Annotated in this window: 21 protein-coding genes; 14 read left to right on the top strand and 7 right to left on the bottom strand. The window is 50.9% G+C overall.

The features are described 5' to 3' along the window. Positions 1-21: 21 nt before the first annotated feature. From paaB to paaZ, 6 genes are all read left to right on the top strand, one after another. Entirely contained in the window at positions 22-306 is a 285-nt protein-coding gene (gene paaB / locus JNC77_RS13810; RefSeq protein ID WP_184222979.1) for a 1,2-phenylacetyl-CoA epoxidase subunit PaaB, read from the top strand. Then, positions 306-1,148 (top strand): 1,2-phenylacetyl-CoA epoxidase subunit PaaC, encoded by an 843-nt coding sequence (gene paaC, locus JNC77_RS13805; protein WP_374833480.1) that lies wholly within the window; start codon positions 306-308, stop codon positions 1,146-1,148. Before paaB ends, paaC begins: the two co-directional genes overlap by 1 nt. Before the next feature lie 5 nt (positions 1,149-1,153). Beyond that, positions 1,154-1,675: a 1,2-phenylacetyl-CoA epoxidase subunit PaaD gene (paaD, locus tag JNC77_RS13800; RefSeq protein WP_374833478.1), complete on the top strand. Its 522-nt coding sequence runs from the start codon at positions 1,154-1,156 to the stop codon at positions 1,673-1,675. 89 nt (positions 1,676-1,764) lie between these two features. Continuing rightward, on the top strand, positions 1,765-2,841 hold the full coding sequence (gene paaE, locus JNC77_RS13795; RefSeq protein WP_374833476.1) for a 1,2-phenylacetyl-CoA epoxidase subunit PaaE: 1,077 nt from the start codon (positions 1,765-1,767) through the stop codon (positions 2,839-2,841). Between the two features lie 11 nt (positions 2,842-2,852). Continuing rightward, positions 2,853-3,605 (top strand): Phenylacetic acid catabolic protein, encoded by a 753-nt coding sequence (locus JNC77_RS13790; RefSeq protein ID WP_374833474.1) that lies wholly within the window; start codon positions 2,853-2,855, stop codon positions 3,603-3,605. A 53-nt stretch (positions 3,606-3,658) separates the two neighbouring features. Further along, positions 3,659-5,731, top strand: coding sequence for a phenylacetic acid degradation bifunctional protein PaaZ (gene paaZ, locus JNC77_RS13785; protein ID WP_374833472.1), 2,073 nt, complete (start codon positions 3,659-3,661; stop codon positions 5,729-5,731). 63 nt (positions 5,732-5,794) lie between these two features. On the opposite strand, the gene JNC77_RS13780 is transcribed toward paaZ, so the two are convergent. The 4 genes from JNC77_RS13780 to paaG all read right to left on the bottom strand — a co-directional run bounded on the left by JNC77_RS13780 (position 5,795) and on the right by paaG (position 9,125). Continuing rightward, entirely contained in the window at positions 5,795-6,394 is a 600-nt protein-coding gene (locus JNC77_RS13780) for a TetR/AcrR family transcriptional regulator (RefSeq protein ID WP_374833470.1), read from the bottom strand. A 131-nt stretch (positions 6,395-6,525) separates the two neighbouring features. Further along, entirely contained in the window at positions 6,526-7,836 is a 1,311-nt protein-coding gene (paaK, locus tag JNC77_RS13775; RefSeq protein ID WP_374833468.1) for a phenylacetate--CoA ligase PaaK, read from the bottom strand. Positions 7,837-7,896: 60 nt separating this feature from the next. Beyond that, on the bottom strand, positions 7,897-8,340 hold the full coding sequence (gene paaI / locus JNC77_RS13770) for a hydroxyphenylacetyl-CoA thioesterase PaaI (protein WP_374833466.1): 444 nt from the start codon (positions 8,338-8,340) through the stop codon (positions 7,897-7,899). After that, positions 8,337-9,125 carry a 2-(1,2-epoxy-1,2-dihydrophenyl)acetyl-CoA isomerase PaaG gene (paaG, locus tag JNC77_RS13765; protein WP_374833464.1) on the bottom strand — a complete coding sequence of 263 codons (789 nt, stop codon included), beginning with the start codon at positions 9,123-9,125 and terminating at the stop codon, positions 8,337-8,339. The genes paaI and paaG overlap by 4 nt, the downstream gene beginning before the upstream one ends. A 107-nt stretch (positions 9,126-9,232) precedes the next feature. Here paaG and paaN point away from each other — a divergent pair, with 107 nt between their 5' ends. The 7 genes from paaN to JNC77_RS13730 all read left to right on the top strand — a co-directional run bounded on the left by paaN (position 9,233) and on the right by JNC77_RS13730 (position 17,397). Continuing rightward, on the top strand, positions 9,233-10,876 hold the full coding sequence (paaN, locus tag JNC77_RS13760) for a phenylacetic acid degradation protein PaaN (protein ID WP_374833462.1): 1,644 nt from the start codon (positions 9,233-9,235) through the stop codon (positions 10,874-10,876). A gap of 28 nt (positions 10,877-10,904) precedes the next feature. Further along, positions 10,905-12,059, top strand: a complete 1,155-nt coding sequence (locus JNC77_RS13755; protein ID WP_374833498.1) for an ABC transporter substrate-binding protein — start codon at positions 10,905-10,907, stop codon at positions 12,057-12,059. A 94-nt stretch (positions 12,060-12,153) separates the two neighbouring features. After that, entirely contained in the window at positions 12,154-13,026 is an 873-nt protein-coding gene (locus tag JNC77_RS13750) for a branched-chain amino acid ABC transporter permease (RefSeq protein ID WP_343804916.1), read from the top strand. After that, the gene (locus JNC77_RS13745; RefSeq protein WP_374833460.1) at positions 13,026-13,985 is read left to right on the top strand and encodes a branched-chain amino acid ABC transporter permease; all 960 of its coding nucleotides are present in this window, start codon (positions 13,026-13,028) and stop codon (positions 13,983-13,985) included. The genes JNC77_RS13750 and JNC77_RS13745 overlap by 1 nt, the downstream gene beginning before the upstream one ends. Beyond that, positions 13,982-14,770: an ABC transporter ATP-binding protein gene (locus tag JNC77_RS13740; protein ID WP_374833458.1), complete on the top strand. Its 789-nt coding sequence runs from the start codon at positions 13,982-13,984 to the stop codon at positions 14,768-14,770. The genes JNC77_RS13745 and JNC77_RS13740 overlap by 4 nt, the downstream gene beginning before the upstream one ends. Next, positions 14,757-15,458: an ABC transporter ATP-binding protein gene (locus JNC77_RS13735; RefSeq protein WP_374833456.1), complete on the top strand. Its 702-nt coding sequence runs from the start codon at positions 14,757-14,759 to the stop codon at positions 15,456-15,458. The genes JNC77_RS13740 and JNC77_RS13735 overlap by 14 nt, the downstream gene beginning before the upstream one ends. A 1-nt stretch (position 15,459) precedes the next feature. Continuing rightward, positions 15,460-17,397: a 3-hydroxyacyl-CoA dehydrogenase NAD-binding domain-containing protein gene (locus JNC77_RS13730; protein WP_374833454.1), complete on the top strand. Its 1,938-nt coding sequence runs from the start codon at positions 15,460-15,462 to the stop codon at positions 17,395-17,397. A gap of 58 nt (positions 17,398-17,455) precedes the next feature. Here JNC77_RS13730 and JNC77_RS13725 read toward each other — a convergent pair whose 3' ends face one another. Then, positions 17,456-18,940 (bottom strand): DHA2 family efflux MFS transporter permease subunit, encoded by a 1,485-nt coding sequence (locus JNC77_RS13725; RefSeq protein WP_374833452.1) that lies wholly within the window; start codon positions 18,938-18,940, stop codon positions 17,456-17,458. A 63-nt stretch (positions 18,941-19,003) separates the two neighbouring features. On the opposite strand from JNC77_RS13725, the gene JNC77_RS13720 reads away from it, so the two are divergent. After that, positions 19,004-19,573: a TetR/AcrR family transcriptional regulator gene (locus JNC77_RS13720; RefSeq protein ID WP_374833450.1), complete on the top strand. Its 570-nt coding sequence runs from the start codon at positions 19,004-19,006 to the stop codon at positions 19,571-19,573. A 9-nt stretch (positions 19,574-19,582) separates the two neighbouring features. Here the strand turns inward: JNC77_RS13720 and JNC77_RS13715 are convergent, their stop codons facing one another. Together JNC77_RS13715 and JNC77_RS13710 are read right to left on the bottom strand one after the other, a co-directional pair. Continuing rightward, a complete protein-coding gene (locus JNC77_RS13715; RefSeq protein WP_374833448.1) occupies positions 19,583-20,377 on the bottom strand; it encodes an ABC transporter ATP-binding protein in 795 nt (264 codons plus the stop codon). Between the two features lies 1 nt (position 20,378). Next, on the bottom strand, positions 20,379-21,377 hold the full coding sequence (locus JNC77_RS13710; protein WP_374833446.1) for a FecCD family ABC transporter permease: 999 nt from the start codon (positions 21,375-21,377) through the stop codon (positions 20,379-20,381). Positions 21,378-21,379 lie beyond the last annotated feature (2 nt).

Below are 21,379 nucleotides of genomic sequence, written 5' to 3'. Positions count from 1 at the left end.
ACAAAGTCAAGGAACACACCCATGTCAAAAGAATGGCCACTCTGGGAGATCTTTATCCGCGGTCAGCACGGCCTCAACCATCGTCATGTCGGCAGCCTTCATGCGCCCGACGCTGCAATGGCCATCAACAATGCCCGCGATGTTTACACCCGCCGCAATGAAGGCGTATCAATCTGGGCAGTGCGCTCCGATGATATCGTTGCTTCAAGCCCGTCGGACAAAGGCCCGCTTTTCGAGCCTTCCAACAGCAAAGTTTACCGTCATCCGACATTCTTCGACATTCCTGAAGAAGTGGGGAGCATGTAATGAGCGCAGCACACGGCAAAACAGCGCCGGTTCGTGACCGCGCCAGACAGGAAGAGATCGTACGCAACGTACGCCCTCTTGCTGAACCAAAAAATGACCCGCTTTTTGAAACTTTGCTGCGTATAGGCGACAATACTCTAATCCTCGGCCATCGTGTTTCAGAATGGTGTGGCCATTCACCGGCATTGGAAGAAGATATTGCACTGGCAAACGTAGCACTTGATCTGATCGGCCAAACCCAGTTTTGGCTTGGTCTGGCCGGTGAAGTGGAAGGCAAAGGCCGCTCCGCCGATGATCTGGCTTTCTTGCGTGATGGCTGGGATTTCAAAAACCTGCTGATCGTTGAGCGTCCGAATGGTGATTTCGGTCACACATTGATGCGCCAGTTTTTGTTTGATGCCTATCATCTGGAACTTTTGAAAGAGCTGAAAAAATCGACCGATCAGCGCATAGCCGATATTGCGGAAAAATCAGCCAAAGAAGTCGCCTATCATCTGGAGCGCTCTTCTGATCTGGTTATCCGTCTGGGCGATGGCACCGCGACAAGCCACAAAATCATGCAGAATGCGCTGGATGCTTTGTGGTCCTACACCGGCGAAATGTTCATTAGCGATGATAGTGACAAGCAAGTCGCTGAGCAAGGTTTGGCACCCGATCCGGCAGATCTGCGTGCAAACTGGGAAGCCGTGATCCACGCCGTGCTGAGCGAAGCAAATTTGCGCATTCCTGATAGTACATTTGCCCATCAAGGTGGCCGTCAGGGCGTTCATACCGAACATTTGGGGCATTTACTGACCCAAATGCAATGGTTGCAGCGCGCTTATCCTGGCGCCAGTTGGTAAGCGCCATGCAGAACACTGCCCGTCCCTCCATTGACCAAGTCTGGGGCTGGCTCGCCGAGGTTCCGGATCCCGAAATCCCGGTTATCAGCCTGACAGATCTCGGCATTATCCGTGATGTCGAATGGCAGGATAATGAACTGGTCGTCACCGTCACGCCGACTTATAGCGGCTGTCCGGCGACAGGTATTATTAATCTCGATATTGAAACGGCATTACGCGCCAAAGGCATCGAGCAATTGCGGCTGGAACGTCGCCTGTCTCCGGCATGGACAACAGATTGGCTAACCGCAGAAGCGCGTGAAAAACTGCGCGCTTACGGCATCACGCCACCGGTTGACGGCACTGCCGCTGACGGCGTTTTGCTTGACCGTGCGCGCAGCCTTTCCGGCGCCAATATGACGATCAGTTGTCCGCGCTGCTCATCAATCAATACCGAGAAAATCAGCCAGTTCGGCTCCACACCCTGCAAGGCCAGCTATCGCTGCAAGGATTGTCTGGAGCCTTTCGACTATTTCAAATGCATCTAAGGATGCAATCTAGTTTCAAGTGCATCCGCAAGATGCAGCCAAGTTCAAATGCATCTAAGGATGCAGGTAGGTTTTAAGAAAGATACCTCATGGCACGCTTTCACACCCTGAAGGTCACTGATATTCAACGCGATACGCGAGATGCCGTCGTCCTGACGCTCGCTCCGCGTGATGAAGATCGCGAGCATTTTAATTTTACCCAAGGTCAATATCTGACCTTCCGCCGCACCTTTGACGGCGAGGAACTGCGCCGCAGCTATTCGATCTGCGCTGGTGTTGATGACGGTGTTTTGCAGGTCGGCATCAAGCGTGTGGATGGCGGTGCCTTCAGCACATGGGCGAATGAAAACCTCAATCCCGGCGACGAGATTGAGGCCATGCCGCCGATGGGGCGTTTCTTCGCGCCGCTGGCTGCCGATCAGGCCAAGCAATATTTGGGCTTTGCCGCCGGTTCCGGCATCACGCCTTTGCTTTCCATCATCAAAACCACCTTGGCGCGCGAGCCACATTCACGCTTCACCTTGGTTTACGCCAATCGCCAGATCAGCTCGATCATGTTCCGCGAAGTGCTGGAAGATTTGAAAAACACCTATCTTGGCCGTTTTTCCGTCATTCACATCCTGCGTCAGGAAGGACAAGAAATCGACCTGTTCACCGGCCGTATTGATGAAGCGAAAATGAAAGATCTGTTCCGCGCATGGATTGATCCAAAAGCCATTGATACAGCCTTTATTTGTGGTCCTGAACCGATGATGCTGAGCGTTGCGGCAAGCCTGCGCGATCACGGCCTCAAAGACGAACAGATCAAATTCGAGCTTTTTGCCTCCGGTCAGCAGGGTCGCGCCAAACAGCGCACGGTTTCAAAACAAGCCATAACTGATGGTGCAGGCGTTCAGGCAACGCTTACCCTTGACGGCACTACGCGCAATTTTGAAATGCAGCGAAACGGCGAAACCATTCTGGATGCGGCACTCGCCAACAATCTCGATGCGCCATATTCCTGCAAAGCCGGTGTCTGCTCAACTTGCCGCTGTAAAGTGCTGGAAGGTGAAGTGGAAATGGCCATCAACCACGCGCTTGAAGATTATGAAGTGCGTGCCGGTTATGTGCTCTCCTGTCAGGCTTCTGTGCTCAGCGACCGCGTTATCGTTACTTACGACGAATAAAGGAACATGCCATGACTGATCTGATGAATATTGAAGACTATCTGGCAAAAGGCGGTGTTTTGACCGCACCAAACAATGTGCCAGCGCGTTATCGCGGCGAGTTGATGCGTATTATGGCGAGCTTTATCGACAGCGAATTGGCAGCCTCTGCCGGTTTTGCCTCCTCGATCAACTTTGCACCAGCCATTAAAGAGCGCATTGCAGCGAGCCGCATCACGCTTGAAAAAGCAGATCATGCCGAGCGCGTTCTCAATATTATGGGTGATTTCGGCACCGACAAGCGCCGTTATCAATCGCAATATGATTGGGCTGCACGCGTTGAGCGCGACAGCGATTTAGGTCTAGCGCGTAAAGAAGGCGATATGCGCGTTTCGGTTTTTCATTACCCGATTATCAGCTGGACTGATGCGGTGGTGATGAATGTACTGCAAGGCTTGGCGACTAGTGTGTTGATGACCGAGTTTACCCGCATCTCTTATGCGCCTTTGGCTGAAGTTTTCCGCGAGATTACCCCGCGCGAAATGCGTCATATGCAGCTAGGCCTTGAGGGTTTGACCGAAATCGTCACCACCGAAGAAGGTCGCGCTGAGGCTAAATCTTCGGTTGCTTATTGGCACCCACGCGTGGGTGCCGGTTTTGGTGATCCGAATTCAAATCGCTTTGAAATTTTAAGCCGCTTTGGCCTGCGCCATAGCTCCAACAAAGATTTGCTGGCGCAGTGGAATGCTGAATGCAGTAAAGCACTGACAGCCCTTGGTCTTTGATTAAGGGCGCATAACTGCGCCCCGCCCCCATTAGAAATTTGGAAGGAAACGCAATGAGCAATACGGCTGTTCAGCCTCGCCGCCTTGAAAGCTATGTCTATGGCAGCTGGGTCGCTGGCACTAAAGAAGGGCAAACGCTTCTCGATGCCGCAACAGGCGTACCGGTTGCGCAGATCGATTCAACCGGCATAAATTTTGCCGATGTTTTGGACTATGGTCGCAAAATTGCAGCACCAAAACTGCAAGCAATGACCTTCCATGAGCGTGCCCTGCTTCTCAAAGAGCTTGGCCAGTTGCTGATGACACAAAAGGAAGAGTTCTACACCGAAAGCCTGCATACCGGTGCGACGCGCCCTGACGCTTGGGTCGATATTGAAGGCGGCATCGGCACGATGCTGACCTATTCTTCCAAAGGTCGCCGTGAACTGCCAAACACCCGCGTGCTCACCGAAGGTGATATCGAACCGCTTTCACGCGATGGCAGCTTTTTAGGCCAGCATATTCTCACCCCGCTTGCAGGTGTGGCCGTGCATATCAATGCTTACAACTTCCCGATCTGGGGCATGTTGGAAAAAATCGCACCGACGCTGATTGCCGGTGTGCCTTGCATTGTTAAACCAGCCAGCCAGACCGCCTATTTAACCGAGCTGATGGTGCGCCGCATCATCGAAAGCGGTATTCTGCCTGAAGGTGCCTTGCAGCTTATCTGTGGTTCGGTCGGCAATATGCTTGACCATGTCACCGAGCAGGATGCCGTGACTTTCACAGGTTCGGCCAAAGTTGGCCGTATGCTGAAAAACCATCCAGCCATTGTTGCTAATTCCACCCGTTTCACCATGGAAGCCGACAGTCTGAACGCCTCGATTTTGGGCGAAGATGCGGTTGTCGGCACGCCGGAATTTGATCTTTTCGTCAAAGAAGTCGCACGCGAAATGACCTCGAAGGCAGGGCAGAAATGCACCGCCATTCGTCGTGTTATCGCACCGCGCGCACAAGTTGATGCATTGATTGATGCGCTGCGTGATCGCTTGGGCAAAACTGCTGTTGGTTTGCCGGGCGATGAAGCCACCCGTATGGGCGCACTTGCAAGCCTCGATCAGCGCGTGGAAGTACGTGAACGTATTACTGAGCTGCAAAAAGGTGCCAGCATTGTTGCAGGCAATCCCGATGAGGTTCGCCTCACTTCAGGGGACGCAGAAAAAGGTGCTTTCCTCAATCCGGTTCTGCTTTACGCTGATAAACCGTTTGAAGCGAAAGCCATCCACGATGTGGAGGCTTTTGGCCCTGTTTCAACTGTTATGGCTTATGATGATCTTGATGAAGCTATTGCTCTTGCGCGCAAAGGCAAAGGTTCGCTCGTTTCATCCGTTTTCACCAATGATCCCAAGACTGCCGAGAAAGCCGTTCTCGGTGTCGCTGCGTGGCATGGCCGTGTGATGATTGGCAATCGGGAGACTGCCAAATCATCCACCGGCCATGGTTCACCGCTTGCCGGTCTTATTCATGGTGGCCCGGGACGCGCAGGTGGCGGCGAAGAAATGGGCGGCATTCGTGGCGTCAAGCATTTCATGCAGCGCACTGCCATTCAGGGCTCTCCTACCCTGCTTTCAGCCGTCACCGGACGCTGGATTGAAGGTGCGCCAAGCTATCAGGGCGAGCATCCGTTCCGCAAATCCTTGGCAGAACTGAAAATCGGCGATCAGCTTGTCACCGAACAACGCACCATCACTTTGGAAGATGTCGAGCATTTCGCACATTTTACCGGTGATACATTCTATGCACATATGGACAGTGAAGCTGCCAAAGCCAATCCGTTTTTTGATGAACGCGTGGCGCATGGCTATCTGATTGCAAGCTTTGCGGCAGGGCTTTTTGTCCATCCTGATGCAGGGCCGGTTCTTGCCAATTACGGCGTTGATAATCTGCGCTTCCTCGTGCCGGTTTATTTTGGCGACACTTTGCAGGTGCGTCTCACCTGTAAGGAAATCAACCCGCGCATGAACAGCCAGCACGGCGAAGTGCGCTGGGATTGCCGCGTCACCAACCAGCGTGATGACGTCGTTGCCCAATACGACGTTCTTACCATGGTTGCCAAAACATGGCCGCTGGCCGCAACACCCGCATAAAAATAAAAAAGCGGAGCGCTTCCCACAAGCGCTCCGCTTTTATTATTCAACCGTACAAAAAAATTAACGAACCGCTTTGATGCCTTCTAAAATCAATGTTGTCGCCACATCGGCATAATCATCACGGGTAATTTTGCCGCCGTCTTTAAACCACATATAAACCCAGTTGATCATCCCGAACAACGACATGGTCACGGGCGTAAGCAGCGGGCGCTCGGCATTATCCAATTCAGGATTGATCTCACGCAGAACTTTTGAAAAACGCTTCACGATGCCGCGTTCAATCGTGTAAATCTGCTGGCGTTTGTCGTCCGGCAAAGCCCATGCCGCATTCAGCTGCACTTTATGTTGATTGTCGGCACCTTTATAGCATTCCAGCACCGTGCCGACCAGTTGACGCAGACGTTTTTGCGGCGGCAATGTTTCGTCATCAGCATCTTCAATCGCGGCCACCAGATCTTCCAGATGCGTGGAAATGATGGCAAAAATCAGCTCTTCTTTGCTGGGATAATAATGATAGAGCAAAGATTTAGATACACTTGCATGTTTTGCAATAAGCGACATGGAGGCTTTCTCCATGCCCACCTCAGCAAACACTTCCGCGGCGCTCATCAGTAAACCACGTTGTTTTTCTTCAAAATCGGTGGCTCTGGTACGAGACATATTGCCTCCCTCATTCTTACAGTATCGTGCTTCATCAGCAAAAGATAAGGGGGCTAAAAATGCCCCCTGATATGATTATTAACTTTTCAAATCCAATTAGCCAAGTTGACTTAGCTATATTAGTAGGGCCATTATTCAACAGGGCGGTCATCCACAACGCGCTTGGCTTTGCCTTCAGAGCGTACCATAGAATGCGGATCTTTAACGACCACTTGTGCCGAAACACCAACAACGCTTTTGATATGATGTGAAAGTTCACGCGCTGATTTAGCACGCGCATCATCATCTGTCATATCGGTTGTGCATTCCACATGAACGGTCATGCAATCCATACGACCGGTACGGGTCAGTTGAATTTGGAAATGCGGTGCAAGACCAGAACATTTGAGAACCTGCTCTTCGATCTGGGTCGGGAACACATTCACACCACGCAAGATAATCATATCATCACTGCGGCCGGTGATTTTTTCAATACGGCGCATCGAGCGGGCAGTGCCCGGCAAAATGCGGGTCAAATCGCGGGTGCGATAACGAACCATCGGCAGTGCTTCTTTGGTGAGTGTGGTAAATACCAATTCACCCACCTGACCATCAGGCATTACTTCACCGGTCACAGGATCAATAATTTCCGGATAGAAGTGATCTTCCCAAACATGCAGACCATCTTTGGTTTCCACACATTCCATCGCAACACCCGGCCCCATCACTTCCGACAGACCATAGATGTCGACAGCATGCATGTTAAAAGCATCTTCGATTTCTTCACGCATGGAATTTGTCCATGGTTCGGCTCCGAAAATACCTATTTCCAGCGAGCTCTTGCGCGGATCAAGCCCCTGACGACGGAATTCATCCAGAATGGAAAGCATGTAGCTTTGCGTTACCATGATGATGCGCGGTCGGAAGTCATTGATCAGGGTGACCTGTCGCTCGGTCTGACCGCCGGACATCGGAATGACTGTGCAGCCCAAGCGCTCCGCACCATAATGCGCGCCGATACCACCGGTAAACAAGCCATAACCATAAGCATTATGCAGCATATCACCGGAGCGACCGCCACCGGCACGGATGGAACGGGCAATCAAATTTGCCCAATTATCAATGTCTGACTGCGAATAACCGACAACAGTCGGCTTGCCGGTTGTGCCGGATGAACCGTGAATACGCACAACCTTGTTCTGCGGCACTGCAAACATGCCGAACGGATAAGTGTCGCGCAGATCCTGCTTATAGGTGAACGGAAATTTGGAAATGTCGGAGAGTGTTTTCAACTCTTCCGGATGCACATCAGCTTCGATAAAACGCTTGCGGTAGAACGGGGAATTTTCATAGCAATGCTTCAATGAACGCTTCATGCGATGGAACTGCAACGCCTCGATTTCATCGCGTGATGCAGTTTCAATAGGGTCAAGGATCTTGGGATCCGGTGCCATCGCTGTCATAATAACCTCCCTAGGGTAATAACTTGATGCGGTGTCAGATGAGTGTCACGTCAAAGACATTCACTCGGGCACATGCGTTCCTTTAACGCTGCGCGACAAACCGCGAAATTCTGCAATATGCTCACCATCCTGATTGGAAACCCGAATATCATAGATGCCTGAGCGGCCGCGTCGGGAGACTTCACGCGCAACGGCTGTTAACCGATCCCCGATTTTCCCCGGATTGATAAAACTGACCGAACAACTTTGCGCTACAACGAGCTGATTATAGCTGTTGCAAGCAAACGCAAAAGCACTGTCAGCAAGCATGAAAATAAAACCACCATGACAATTACCATGGCCGTTCGACATGGTTTCAGTAAGTGTCATCGATAAAGTGGCAGTGCCTGGTGCAATGCTTTCCAGCGCCATGCCCAAATTCTGGCTGGCTTTATCGCCTGCCCACATCGCTTGTGCGGAGGCTTCAGCCAGTTCCTGCGGGGTCATATCTGCAACTTTTTTCATTTGCCCTTAAACTCCGCGGCACGTTTTTCCAAAAATGCGGTCACGCCTTCAGCATAATCAGCACTTTTACCGGCTTTTTGCTGGGCATCACGCTCCAGATCCAACTGCTGATCCAATGAATTGATGGCGGCTGACTGAATAAGTTGTTTGGTCAAACCAAGGCCGAAAGTAGCACCCTTGGCAAGTTTGCGCGCTGTCGCCAATGCTTCATCAAGCAATGTTTCATCATCAACAGCCTTCCAGATCAGCCCCCAAGAGGCCGCGTCCTCTGCTGATAATGGCTCCGCTAACATGGTCAATGCCTTGGCGCGCGGCTCACCCAAAATACGGGTGAGGTTAAATGTGCCGCCTGCATCTGGAATAAGCCCGATTTTTGAAAAGGCTTGAATAAAACGGGCAGATTTAGCAGCAAAAACAATATCACACGCAATGGCAATATTCGCGCCTGCACCAGCTGCAACACCATTCACAGCGCAAATAACCGGCTTGTTCAAAGCACGGATCAATCGCAATGTCGGATTATAAAAAGTTTCGAGCGTATTGCCCAAATCCGGCGCCGGCGTTCCTTTACGCGGATCGCGATCGCCTAAATCCTGTCCGGCGCAAAAACCACGTCCCGAACCTTTAATCAGTACTGCACGAACAGAATCATCATCATGCGCGCGCTGGATGCCGGCGCGCAGCGCCATGTGCATTTCTTCGTTAAATGAGTTCAGCTTTTCAGGGCGATTCAACGTCAAAGACAGAACGCCATCAGCCAGCTCTACAAGAACCGTATCCGACATATTTCAACTCCCTGCTCCATGATATTTGTGGAGCCCTCTTTTTTTTGTTGCATAAACTGACCGGCCGGTCAATAATAATATGAAGAACGAGGAGGAACGTTTTCACGATGTTTTGGGATCGCCATTTACCTACACTCAATGCTGCCGGTGCAGCACTGCTGGCCCGTGAGTTCTGGACACCATATCCGGAAGTCCCGTCCGGCAAGATCTATGGCGAAACTGCCCGTGACGACGGATTAGCAAGCTATCTGGCACTTCTCAATAAGCCTTTCGATATTGCCGGACACCCGGAAACTGCCCGTATCGGCGCCGAAGTTTCTCCTTATGGCGCAGCACTTGGGATCACCTATCCTGCAGCAGAACCACAAGTGCTAATTGATGCTGCCAATAAGATTGCTGACGAATTTGCCCGTTCTGATGTGAAAGCCCGCATTGGTGCTTTGCTTGAAACTTTGGCGCGTATGAACGCACAAAGCTTCCTGATGGGCAATGCAGTGATGAACACCACCGGACAAGCTTTTCCGATGGCTTTTCAGGCTGGCGGCCCCCACGCACAAGACCGCGCTTTGGAAGCTATTGCTGCCGCTTGGGCAGAAATGCAGCGTTTTCCGTCACAGGCCATTTGGGAAAAGCCGCAAGGCAAACAAGCACCATTACGCCTTGAAAAACATTGGACACTGATTCCGTCCGGTCTGTCGCTGGCTATCGGCTGCAATACATTCCCGACATGGAATTCATTTCCGGGAATTTTTGCAAGCCTTGCCACCGGCAATCCGGTCATCATCAAACCGCATCCGTCGGCCGTGCTGCCTTTGGCACTAACCGTTAAAACATTGCGCGAAGTGTTTGTTGAAGCCGGTCTCCCAGCTGATGCCGTTCTTTTGGCGGTCGATTCAGTTGGCGCACCAATTGCCGATAAGCTCGCAAGCCACGATGATATCAAGCTGATTGACTATACCGGTTCCAATGCTTTTGGTGACTGGTTGCGTAAAAACGCTACCCAAGCCAAGCTTTTCACCGAAGAAGCCGGTATCAACACGATCACCATCGCAGGCACTGATAATTTCCAAGCCATGAGCGATAATCTGGCTTTTGCGCTGTCGTTATATTCCGGCCAGATGTGCACCGCACCACAGAATATTTATATTCCTGAGAGCGGCATCGAGACGGATGAAGGCCACAAAAGCTTTGATGAGGTGGCAAAAGGTTTGGCCGATGCGATTGACCGCCTTGTCGCTGATCCGGCACGCGCTGCTGCCATTTGCGGTGCTATTGCCAATCCCGCCACATTGAAGCGCGTAGAAAAAGCCCGTTCACTTGGCCGCATCATTCGTGATTCTGCGCCGCTCGATTATCAAAACAGCGCAACACCTTTGCTCATCGCCGTCGACGGCGATGATGAAGCCGTAAACACCGAATGGTTCGGGCCGATCATGTTCCTTATTCCGGCCAAAGATGGCGATGCAGCCATTGAGACCGCATCCAGCCTCGCCCGTAAAAAAGGCGCCATCACTGCCGCTCTTTACGATACCAATGAGCCACGCATTCAACGGGCGGCAATCGCCTTTGCACACGGCGGCGTCAATCTGTCGGTTAATCTGACAGGCAATATCTTCGTCAACCAGTCAGCAGCCTTCAGCGATTTTCACGTTACCGGTGCCAATCCTGCAGGAAATGCTTGCTTAACCGATACAGCATTTGTTGCCAGCCGTTTTCACCACGCCATGTGGCGCCGGCCGGTGACTGAGTAACAAACACTCTGGGAGGAGTATCCTTATGATGAACTTTCTGAAAGCAACTGTTCCGGCCGCTGTTATTGCCCTTGCAATGGCAGGTGTGGGGACAGGTGCAGCGCACGCCGAAATCCGTATCGGTGCATCCGTTTCCGCCACCGGCCCTGCGGCTTTCCTTGGCGATCCGGAATTTAAAACACTGGAAATGCTGGTTGCCGAACTCAATGAAAAAGGCGGCATCAATGGTGAGAAAATCAAGCTTATCATGTATGACGATGGTGGCGACGCCAACAAAGCGCGCACTTTTGCCACCCGTCTAATTGAAGATGACGAAGTGGTTGCCATCATCGGCGGCACCACCACCGGCACCGCCATGTCGATTTTGTCAGTTGCAGAAGATGCTGAAATTCCTTTCATCGCCCTTGCCGGTGCAATTGAAATCATTCAGCCAGTGCGTCCTTACACCTTCAAAACACCCCATACCGACCGCATGGCTTGCCAGAAAATCTATGAAGATATGGGCAAGCGCGGCATCAGCAAAATCGGTATGATTTCCGGCACCGACGGTTTTGGTGCTTCGATGGAAGCCCAGTGCAAAAACGTAGCGCCAGATTATAAAATCGACATCGTCATTGACGAAACCTATGATCCAAAAGACGCGGACATGACCGCCCAGCTGACCAAAATCCGCAATGCGCCGGGTGTGCAGGCTGTGCTCAATCCGGGCTTTGGTCAGGGGCCTTCGATTGTAACGCGTAACTATCATCAGCTCGGCATCGAATTGCCGATGTACCAGTCACATGGCGTTGCCTCTTCAGGCTTTATCAAACTGGCAGGCGAGAAAGCTGCCGAGGGCTTGCGCCTTCCCGGCACAGCCCTTTTGATCGCAGATCAGCTTGATGCAAGCGACCCGCAGCAGCCGCTCGTCACCGCTTATAAGGCAAAGTTTGAAGAACGCTATAAAATGCCGGTCGATACATTCGGCGGCTATGCTCATGATGCCTTCCTGATCGTTACCGACGCAATTACCCGAGCCGGTTCTGCCGAACCGCAGGAAATCCGTGACGCGATTGAAAAAACCAGTGGTCTGGCCGGTGCGACAGGTATCTATACCTTCTCGCCAGAAGACCATCTCGGCCTTGATCTGACAGCATTCCGTATGCTCCAGATTAAAGACGGCGGTTGGTCTGTAGCCGAATAAAACTGACATCAGCATCCCGCCTGCGCCTTTGATTAGTCACAGGCGGGATCATGTCATCCGGCCTGTTATTTCTCCATCCAGACGCGGAGAGCTCATGTCAGAGTTTATGCAATTTCTTTCTTCAGGGGTAACTGTTGGCGCCGTTTATGCGCTGATCGCCCTTGGCTTCACGATCATCTACAATGCTTCCGATGTGGTCAATTTTGCTCAGGGCGAATTTGTCATGTTGGGTGGCATGATCACATGGGCAGCTTATGCAGCGGGTTTGCCCCTGCCGTTGGCCGCTCTGATTGCCATTGTTCTGACAGCGGCACTCGGCGTTGCGATCAATAAATTCGCAATCGAACCGGCGCGTGGTGCGCCTGTTGTTTCACTGATTATCATTACCATCGGTGCTTCCGTTTTCATCCAAGGCGCGGCACAGATCATCTTTGATAAGCAGATCCATAGTTTTCCGGCTTTCTCCGGTGACAAACCACTCAACTTCTTGGGCGCGACCATCCAGACCCAGAGCTTGTGGGTTATCGGCGGTGCTTTGGTGGTCTTTATCGGCCTGTGGCTTTTCTTCACACGCACCCTGTTGGGGCGCGCAGTGCTTGCCACGTCCAATAATCGTCAGGCCGCGCAATTGGTCGGTATCAACACCACTTTCATCATGACGCTTTCTTTTGCACTGTCGGCTGGTATCGGTGCACTGGCGGGTGTTCTTGCCACACCAATCACCCTTGTTGCCTATAATGTCGGCATCGGCTTTGCGCTCAAAGGGTTTGCCGGTGCCATGCTGGGCGGCATGGGCAATCCGAAAGGTGCTCTCGCCGGTGGTTTTTTGATCGGTCTCATTGAAGCAATGACGGCCGGTTATATTTCCTCCACCTACAAAGAAGCTGCCGCCTTTATCGTTATTTTGCTGGTGCTATTCCTGATGCCGCAAGGCCTCTTCGGCAAGAAAACCACGGAGCGTGTCTGATGTCATTCATTTCACGCAAAAACACCACCCTATTGGTGCTTTTCGCACTGATTGCGCTGGCACCGTTCTTCTTTCCGTCCGGTTTTTATTTCCGCATCGGTGCTATGGTTTTCGTCAATAGCCTTGCTGTGCTCGGCATTGTCATCCTCACCGGTTATGCGGGTCAAATCAGCCTTGGTCATGCCGGTTTTGCCGGTATTGGCGGCTATGCCTGTGCTTTGGCACCTATTCATTTAGGCATTCATCCGGGCGTTGCCGTATTTTTGGGCGCGGCTATTTCTGCGATTATGGCTTATCTGGTTGGGCGTCCAATTTTGCGCCTCAAAGGTTATTATTTAGGCGTTGCCACCCTTGGCTTTGGCATTTTGATCTCAATGGTTTTGAGCAATGAACGCAATCTTACCGGCGGGCCTGACGGTATGTCGGTGCCGGAACTGGGCTTGCGTGCTGGCTTGAAAAATATCGGTATCAACCTGACAAATGGTGAGTTCTGGTATTATTTCTGCGGTTTCGTGTTGCTGATCGGTGCATGGATTGTGCTCAATCTTTATAACAGCCCAATGGGACGCTCATTACGTGCGCTGCACGGCTCGGAAATTGCCGCCCGTACTGTCGGCATTGATGTGGCACGTTATAAATTGCTGGCCTTTGTTATTTCAGCCGTTTTTGCCTCCGTTGCCGGTTCGCTGATTGCATTACAAAATAAATTCATCACCCCTGATATTGCCGGCTTCATGCATTCGATTGAAATGGTGACCATGGCCGTTCTTGGTGGTGCAGCTTCAGTGCTGGGTGCAATTTTGGGCGCAGCCATTTTAACAATTCTGCCGCAAGTCCTCACCGTTTTTGCCGAATATGAACAGCTGATTTTAGGCTTTGTGATGATGTTGGTGATGATCTTCCTGCGTGAAGGTTTACTGCCATCCATCGTCCGCAAATTCAAGGGAACCGGCGAATGACCCTGCTCTCAGTTCAAAATTTAGGCATCAGCTTTGGTGGTCTGAAAGCGGTTGACAATGTCAGCTTTCAGGTCAAACAAGGTGAGATCACATCCGTCATCGGCCCTAATGGTGCAGGTAAAACAACACTATTCAATATGATCTCCGGTATTTATCAACCTTCTCAAGGCCGTGTAGTTTTGAAAGGTGAAGATATTACCGGAATGCGTCCCGATTTGCTGGCGCGTCGCGGCATGTCACGCACCTTCCAAAATCTGCAAATCTTTCAAAATATGACCGTGATTGAAAACGCTATTGCAGGTTTTCATTTGGCCGAACGTGGCTCCGTCATAGCGGATTTGCTTAGCCTGCCAGCCTCCCGCCGACGTGCCACCAAAGCGCACGAAGGCGCGATGGAACTGTTGAAAAAAGTCGGACTTGAGCGCGCCGCTGAACGGGAAGCGGGAAACCTTTCCTATGGCTCGTTGAAACGTCTTGAAATTGCCCGCGCATTGGCTCTCAATCCGGCAGTACTGCTGCTGGATGAACCGGCTGCTGGTTGTAACGCCGTTGAAACCGATGAAATCGACCAGCTGATCGCCGATGTGGCAGCGTCAGGTGTCGCGATTTTGCTGGTGGAACATGACATGAAAATGGTGATGCGTATTTCCAATCATATTGTCGTTCTCGATCATGGCCAGAAGCTGACCGAAGGCTTGCCAGCCGAGGTCAGCCGCAATCCGGCAGTGATTGCCGCATATCTTGGCGCAGATTTCAACGAGGAGGCCGCCCATGCTGACAGTTGAGGGCTTACGCTCACGTTACGGGCGTATAGAAGTTTTACACGGCATCAATCTCACCGTCGATTCCGGCGAAATCGTAACCGTTGTGGGCGCCAATGGTGCAGGTAAAACCACATTATTGCGCTGCCTTTCCGGCTTGCAGCCGGTATCGGAAGGCTCGATCCACTTCCGTGGTGAGACCATCACTAATCTGGCAGCATTTCGTCGCCCGTCCCGCGGGCTGACACAATCGCCTGAAGGACGGCAGATATTCACCAATCTTTCGGTGGAAGAAAATTTGCGTCTTGGCGCATTTTTGTTCCGTGACGATCAGGTGGAAAAAGATATGGCAGATGCTTTTGCCATGTTCCCGATCCTGAAAGAAAAGTGCAATTTGCCAGCCGGTGGTCTTTCCGGCGGCCAGCAACAAATGCTTGCCATGGCGCGCGCCCTAATGGGTCGTCCGGCTTGTTTGCTTCTGGACGAGCCTTCCATGGGGCTTGCCCCCATTATCGTCCAGCAGATTTTTGATGTGGTCAGCAATTTGAAAACTTTGGGCGTCACCATTTTGCTGGTGGAACAAAACGCCTATGGTGCTTTGAAAATTGCCGATCGCGGTTATGTGATGGAAACCGGTAACATCACCATGCAGGGCTCTGCCGAAGAGCTGATTGCAGATCCGAAAATCCGGGAAGCTTATTTGGGAATTTGATATGTCTGTGACCATTGCCCGCGACGAAAATATCGCCATTGTAACGGTTGATAATCCACCGGTTAACGCACTCGGCCAAGCCTTGCGCCAAGGCCTTTGGGATGCGGTAGAAGCGCTGGATCAAGACCCTCAGGTAGAAGCCGTTGTGCTGATTTGTGCTGGTCGTACTTTTATCGCGGGCGCAGACGTGCGTGAATTTGGCTTAAGTCCACAGCCACCACATTTGCCTGATGTGGTGGCAAAAATCGAAAATGCACAAAAACCATGGATAGCTGCCATTCACGGTTCAGCCCTTGGTGGTGGCTTGGAAGTGGCACTGGGCTGCCGTTTTCGTGTCGCTGTTGCAAGTGCATCCCTTGGTTTGCCGGAAGTCACATTAGGTGTCATTCCGGGAGCATCCGGCACTGTGCGCACACCGCGTCTTATCGGTCTGGAAAAAGCGATCGTCATGGTCACTTCCGGCAAGCCGATACGCGCGGAACAAGCACAAAAAGACGGGCTGATTGATGCCATTATCGACGGTGACTTGCAAGAAGGTGCAGTGAATTTTGCCCGTAGCGCCATCAAACAAGAGCTTCCAAAAGTCTTGTCACAGCGTGCAGCACCGCAAGCAGATGAGGCATTCTGGGAGGCTCAAAAAACGTCAGTGAAGAGGACTGCCAAAGGTGCGAGTGCGCCTTTGCTGGTACTGGAATCCATTCGTCAAAGCACACTTCTGCCTTTTGATGAAGCAATGGCTTTTGAGCGCAAAACATTTTTAGAGCGTCGCGATTCCAAAGAGGCCGCAGCCCTGCGCCGCATTTTCTTTGCCGAACGCAATGCAACCAAGCCGGATTTTGTCAAAGACATCACGCCAATCGAGATTAAAAAAACAGCCGTTATCGGTGGCGGCACTATGGGCGCAGGCATCGTGATGGCACTTAGCAATGCCGGTTATCCGGTGGTTCTGGTCGAGCAGGATGCGGAAGCGGTTGAACGTGGTTTGGCTAATGTTCAAAAGATCATTGACGCTAGCGTCAAGCGCGGTATTTTGAGCGAAACTCAAGCCGTAGAGCGTTTGAACAGCATCAAAGGCACCAGCGATTATGCTAAACTGGCCGATGTCGATCTCGTTATCGAAGCGGTCTTTGAAAAAATCAATGTCAAGCGCGATGTGTTTGCCAAGATTGGTCAAGCCTGCCGTGCCGATGCTATTCTAGCCACTAACACCTCTTACCTTGATCCAAGTGACATCGCAAAAGATTTGCCACATCCGGAACGCTTTATTGGACTGCATTTCTTCAGCCCTGCCCATGTGATGAAGCTGATGGAAATCGTGCCGACACCGGACACCTCAGAACCGGTGCTGGCGACCGCTTTTGCCATTGCCTCAAAGCTCAAAAAAATACCTGTACGCGCCGGTATTTGTGAAGGTTTTATCGGCAATCGCATTTTGAAACGCTATCGCGCAGCCGCGGAGAACTTGCTGCGCAAAGGCAATACAATCGCCGATATCGATGCTGCAATGCGCGGCTATGGGCTCGCTATGGGTCCTTTTGAAGCACAGGATATGGGCGGCCTCGACATTGCCTATTTACAGCGTGAAGGTGCGCGCACGACAGGCGCTGATGTGCCGGAAACTTTGGGCGATATTCTTGTGCGTTCTGGACGTAAGGGACAAAAAACCCAAGGCGGCTGGTATGATTATGTGGAGGGAGAGCGTAAAGGTCGTCCTTCAACACAGGTTGATGAATTGCTCAAAAATGAAATCAGTGCCGAGCAGCCATTATCACTTGAAACAATGGCTGAAACACTGGTTGATGAAATGGCAGACGAAGGTCAGGCCATTCTTGATGAAGGGATTGCCCTGAGTGCTGTGGACATTGATCTGGTCAAAATCCACGGTTACGGCTTTCCGCGCTGGCGCGGCGGGCCAATGTTTGCCAGCAACAAAGCTTAAAAATACAAAAGGCTCCAAGGATATTCTCTGGAGCCTTTTTAAAACATAGCTGTTGAAATTAACGAGTTCTGCTCAAGCGGTAAACGCCAAATGCAGTCATGAAAACACAAACAGCCGCCACCGCAATTACCGACACAAATGCCTGATCAAATGCTTGATAGGCCTGCGTGAGCAATATGCTCACCTGATCAGCGTTTAAGGTTTCAGCCACCAGTTTTGCTCCATCAAGACTGTCGGTTGCAGCCTTCGCATGTGATGGATTTTGCGCCGCGAAATCCGGCAATACCAAGCTCATACTATAGATTGCCGTCATCAAGCTGCCCATCACCGTTACACCAATGGAGCCGCCAAGTTCATAGGAAACCTCTTCAATAGAAGCAGCCATACCTGCTTTGTCGGCTGATGCATTACTCATAATGGCGGTGGATGCGCCTGTCATGGCAGCACCAACGCCAAAGCCTACAATCATCAATGGCAGCAACCAGATCATGCTCTCCATTTTGAAGCTTGCGAGATATAGAACAATCCCGATGCCTGTCATGCCGAGTGACAAAAACAAAGCTCTGGCCGTGCCGACACGGTTCATAAAAAAGCCCATCAAAGGTGCTGCTACAAAAGCGGATAATGGTATCGGCAAGATCAAAAGACCTGCTTGCAAAGGGGAGTAGCCCGAAACCAGTTGCAAACGTTGTGTGAAAACCAATTCAACCCCTACCAATGAGGCAGAAGCAACAGAAGCAGTTAAAACACCCGATGAAAATTTGGTGTTTTTGAACAGTTGAAAATCAAGCAGTGGTTCGCTGCGCTTATTCTGGCGTTTGACAAAAATCACTGCCGCGATCAATCCGATCACCAAAGCACCTACAAAGAGCAACAGATCACGATCCGGTTTGCCCAGTTCTTTTAAGGCAAAGGTTAATGCAATCAAGGCCAGCATAATCTGCACAGAGCCGACAAAATCCCATGCGCGATCTTTATTGCCACCGCGTTTTTCCAACACAATCAGTCCGACAATAAATGCAACAATAACGACCGGCACATTGATCAAGAAGACCGATCCCCACCAGAAATATTCAAGCAGTACGCCGCCAACGACAGGGCCAATTGCGGCGCCTCCAGCGGCAATAGAGCTCCAGATGCCAAGAGCTACCGCACGTTCTTTTTCATCCTGAAAGGTAATGCGGATGATTGACAAAGTGGCAGGCATCATCATCGCCGCGCCAACGGCCAGACCAATACGTGCAGCAATTAAAAAATTGGCCGTCGGCGCAAAGGCAGCCGCAGTTGATGCAAAGCCGAACACAATGAGACCAGACAGAAACATTGTCCGGTGACCGATGCGGTCACCCAAAGTGCCGGTTCCAGGTAAAAGACCCGCCACCACCAGCGGATAAGCGTTGATGATCCATAATTTTTGCGAAGCGCTGGCATGCAGATCATGCGTCAAGCGCGGCAATGCTGTGTAAAGCACGGTCATATCAACAACAATCAGCAGCAAGGCACAGGAAACAACAGCCAGTACGATCCAGCGATTATTCGTCATTTTTCAATACCATTCATAAAAAAACTACTTGTATCATGCAGCGCTTAATTTAAATCCTCTTGTATGGAAACTAAAAAATTCAAAAAAATCGGCCGCCCGCGTGTGGTTGACCGCAATAAGGTGCTCGATGCTGCTGAACATCTGTTGGTGGAAGGCGGGATCGAAGCCCTCACCATGGATAATGTCGCACGTGAGGCTGGTATTACCAAGGGTGGTGTACAATATTGTTTCGGCAATAAATATGGTCTGATGCGCGCTATTATTAATCGCTGGAGCTATATATTTGACGCCAAAGTCTCTGCTTATAAGCAAGGTGCCACTGACCCTCAAAGCCATGTGATCGCTCATATTAAGGCTACACGTGATGGCGAGCAGATGGATGATTCCCGATTTTCCGCTATGATGGCAAGCCTTGTTCCCAATAGCGAACAGCTGGAAGAAAGCCGGAAATGGTATAGTAGCCAATTGCAGGGGCTCGACATGAGCAACCCTGCCGACCGCATGGCGCGATTGGCTTTCATTGCCTGTGAAGGCGCATTTTTATTGCGCAGCTTCAATCTCTTTGCTTTTACAGAAAGTCAGTGGCAAGAAATCTATGATGATATTGAAGTGCTGATGAAGTCTGAAGAGTAAGAATAAAACCTATTTCAAACATGTTCCGAAAGGAATGCACACCGGTTTTCCAGTGCGTGGATCTTCAAAAAAATCCGCCTCCACGCCGAATACATCACGCAGAACATCAGCACACATAATATCATTGGCACTGCCTTGACTCACGATTTTACCCTGTTTGATCGCAATAATATGATGCGCAAAACGCGCTGCTTGGTTCAAATCATGCAATACCATCACGATGGTTTTCTGTTGATGTTGATTGAGCCTTTCCAGAAGCTGCATCACTTCCAGCTGATGCGCCATATCTAAAAAAGTCGTAGGCTCATCCAGCAGAATAATATCGCTGTCTTGCGCAAGAGCGACTGCAATCCATACCCGTTGCCGCTGGCCACCCGATAGCGAACCGACCGCTCTTTCACTCAATTGAGTGAGATTGGTTAAAGCCAAAGCATCGCTTATTTTTTGTTTATCGAATTTGCTTAAAGTGCCAAAACCCGTTTGCCATGGATAGCGCCCGTAAGCGACCAGATCATAGGCCTTCAAACCTGCAGGCGCTTCGGGAGCCTGCGCTAAAACCGCCATTTTGCGGGCAATCGTTTTAGCGTTAAAATTTTTCATCTCTTGCCCTTCCAGCAGTACTGTGCCACCGGTCGGTTTCAAAATCCGAGCCAAATTTTTTAAAATCGTGCTTTTGCCTGAACCATTTGCACCAACTAGAGCCGTAATTTTTCCCTGCATCACTTGCAAATTCAAGCCGCTGATAATCTCGGTTGCGTCATAGGAAAAACTCAGATTTTTGGTTTCTAAGATCATTTTTCCCATGTTAACGCCCTATCCGCATCAATAAATAAAGAAAATATGGAGCGCCGATCATGGCACAGAAAATACCTGCCGGTATCTCGACAGGTGCCAGCAAAGTGCGCCCCAATGTATCGGCAAAAAGCACCAAAATCGCCCCGCAAAGCGCACAAGCCGGAAGTAACAAAGCATGACGTGCACCAACCAGCCGGCGGCACATATGCGGTGCTAGTAATCCGACAAAACCAATGCCGCCGGTCACTGCCACACTGGCGCCCGTCAGAGCAACTGCAATCACCATCATCAGCAAGCGTTGCCGCTGAACATTGACCCCCAAACCGATGGCTGTTTCATCACCGAGCGCAAGAATATCCAGTACCTTCACCCGTAATGCCAATAGAGGCAACAAAATAACAAACCACGGCAATAACAGTGCGATATCTTTATAATTTTTACCGGACAGACTACCGGCCAACCACACCACGGCCTGATCATAGAGACTGCGATCAAGACGCATTGCCAGTACAAGTGTTAATGCACCCAAGCCCGCATTGACGGCTATACCGGTTAGCAAAATCCGCGCTGATGTCGCCACACCTTTCTTATGCGCCAAGATATAAATCAAAGCTGCCGAAACAGCCGCCCCAAAAAAGGCTGCCCAAGGCCGCCATTGGCCGGAAATAAATACCCCTTGCTGTTGCGTATAAAGCAAAAGGATAATGACAAATCCGGCACCGGCGCTTAAACCCAGCAATCCCGGATCGGCCAAATCGTTACGGAAAATTGCCTGCAAAACCGCGCCCGATAAGGCCAAACCGCAACCGGTCAGGATCGCCAGCAGCAAACGTGGTACTCGCATAGAAAATAATACCAGTTCTTGCTGTGGTGAACCTTCACCAACAGCAATCATATAAAGTTCGCTCAAGCGTAACGGATAAGAACCGGCATTAAGGCTGACCAGCATAATTGCGGCTAAAACCGCCACCATCAAACATAAGATAATTTCAAAGCGTACCGCATGCATGA

Source organism: Paenochrobactrum pullorum (assembly GCF_041929845.1).
Classification (GTDB): domain Bacteria; phylum Pseudomonadota; class Alphaproteobacteria; order Rhizobiales; family Rhizobiaceae; genus Paenochrobactrum; species Paenochrobactrum pullorum.
Note: the sequence above shows the minus strand (reverse complement) of the source record. Positions and strands in the feature narration are given on the sequence as shown.

What these genes read in the sequence shown, in the direction of transcription:
- paaB (WP_184222979.1), top strand. Translation starts at nt 22, where the DNA reads ATGTCAAAAGAATGGCCACTCTGGGAGATCTTTATCCGCGGTCAGCAC.
- paaC (WP_374833480.1), top strand. Translation starts at nt 306, where the DNA reads ATGAGCGCAGCACACGGCAAAACAGCGCCGGTTCGTGACCGCGCCAGA.
- paaD (WP_374833478.1), top strand. Translation starts at nt 1,154, where the DNA reads ATGCAGAACACTGCCCGTCCCTCCATTGACCAAGTCTGGGGCTGGCTC.
- paaE (WP_374833476.1), top strand. Translation starts at nt 1,765, where the DNA reads ATGGCACGCTTTCACACCCTGAAGGTCACTGATATTCAACGCGATACG.
- JNC77_RS13790 (WP_374833474.1), top strand. Translation starts at nt 2,853, where the DNA reads ATGACTGATCTGATGAATATTGAAGACTATCTGGCAAAAGGCGGTGTT.
- paaZ (WP_374833472.1), top strand. Translation starts at nt 3,659, where the DNA reads ATGAGCAATACGGCTGTTCAGCCTCGCCGCCTTGAAAGCTATGTCTAT.
- JNC77_RS13780 (WP_374833470.1), bottom strand. Translation starts at nt 6,394, where the DNA reads ATGTCTCGTACCAGAGCCACCGATTTTGAAGAAAAACAACGTGGTTTA.
- paaK (WP_374833468.1), bottom strand. Translation starts at nt 7,836, where the DNA reads ATGACAGCGATGGCACCGGATCCCAAGATCCTTGACCCTATTGAAACT.
- paaI (WP_374833466.1), bottom strand. Translation starts at nt 8,340, where the DNA reads ATGAAAAAAGTTGCAGATATGACCCCGCAGGAACTGGCTGAAGCCTCC.
- paaG (WP_374833464.1), bottom strand. Translation starts at nt 9,125, where the DNA reads ATGTCGGATACGGTTCTTGTAGAGCTGGCTGATGGCGTTCTGTCTTTG.
- paaN (WP_374833462.1), top strand. Translation starts at nt 9,233, where the DNA reads ATGTTTTGGGATCGCCATTTACCTACACTCAATGCTGCCGGTGCAGCA.
- JNC77_RS13755 (WP_374833498.1), top strand. Translation starts at nt 10,905, where the DNA reads ATGAACTTTCTGAAAGCAACTGTTCCGGCCGCTGTTATTGCCCTTGCA.
- JNC77_RS13750 (WP_343804916.1), top strand. Translation starts at nt 12,154, where the DNA reads ATGTCAGAGTTTATGCAATTTCTTTCTTCAGGGGTAACTGTTGGCGCC.
- JNC77_RS13745 (WP_374833460.1), top strand. Translation starts at nt 13,026, where the DNA reads ATGTCATTCATTTCACGCAAAAACACCACCCTATTGGTGCTTTTCGCA.
- JNC77_RS13740 (WP_374833458.1), top strand. Translation starts at nt 13,982, where the DNA reads ATGACCCTGCTCTCAGTTCAAAATTTAGGCATCAGCTTTGGTGGTCTG.
- JNC77_RS13735 (WP_374833456.1), top strand. Translation starts at nt 14,757, where the DNA reads ATGCTGACAGTTGAGGGCTTACGCTCACGTTACGGGCGTATAGAAGTT.
- JNC77_RS13730 (WP_374833454.1), top strand. Translation starts at nt 15,460, where the DNA reads ATGTCTGTGACCATTGCCCGCGACGAAAATATCGCCATTGTAACGGTT.
- JNC77_RS13725 (WP_374833452.1), bottom strand. Translation starts at nt 18,940, where the DNA reads ATGACGAATAATCGCTGGATCGTACTGGCTGTTGTTTCCTGTGCCTTG.
- JNC77_RS13720 (WP_374833450.1), top strand. Translation starts at nt 19,004, where the DNA reads ATGGAAACTAAAAAATTCAAAAAAATCGGCCGCCCGCGTGTGGTTGAC.
- JNC77_RS13715 (WP_374833448.1), bottom strand. Translation starts at nt 20,377, where the DNA reads ATGGGAAAAATGATCTTAGAAACCAAAAATCTGAGTTTTTCCTATGAC.
- JNC77_RS13710 (WP_374833446.1), bottom strand. Translation starts at nt 21,377, where the DNA reads ATGCATGCGGTACGCTTTGAAATTATCTTATGTTTGATGGTGGCGGTT.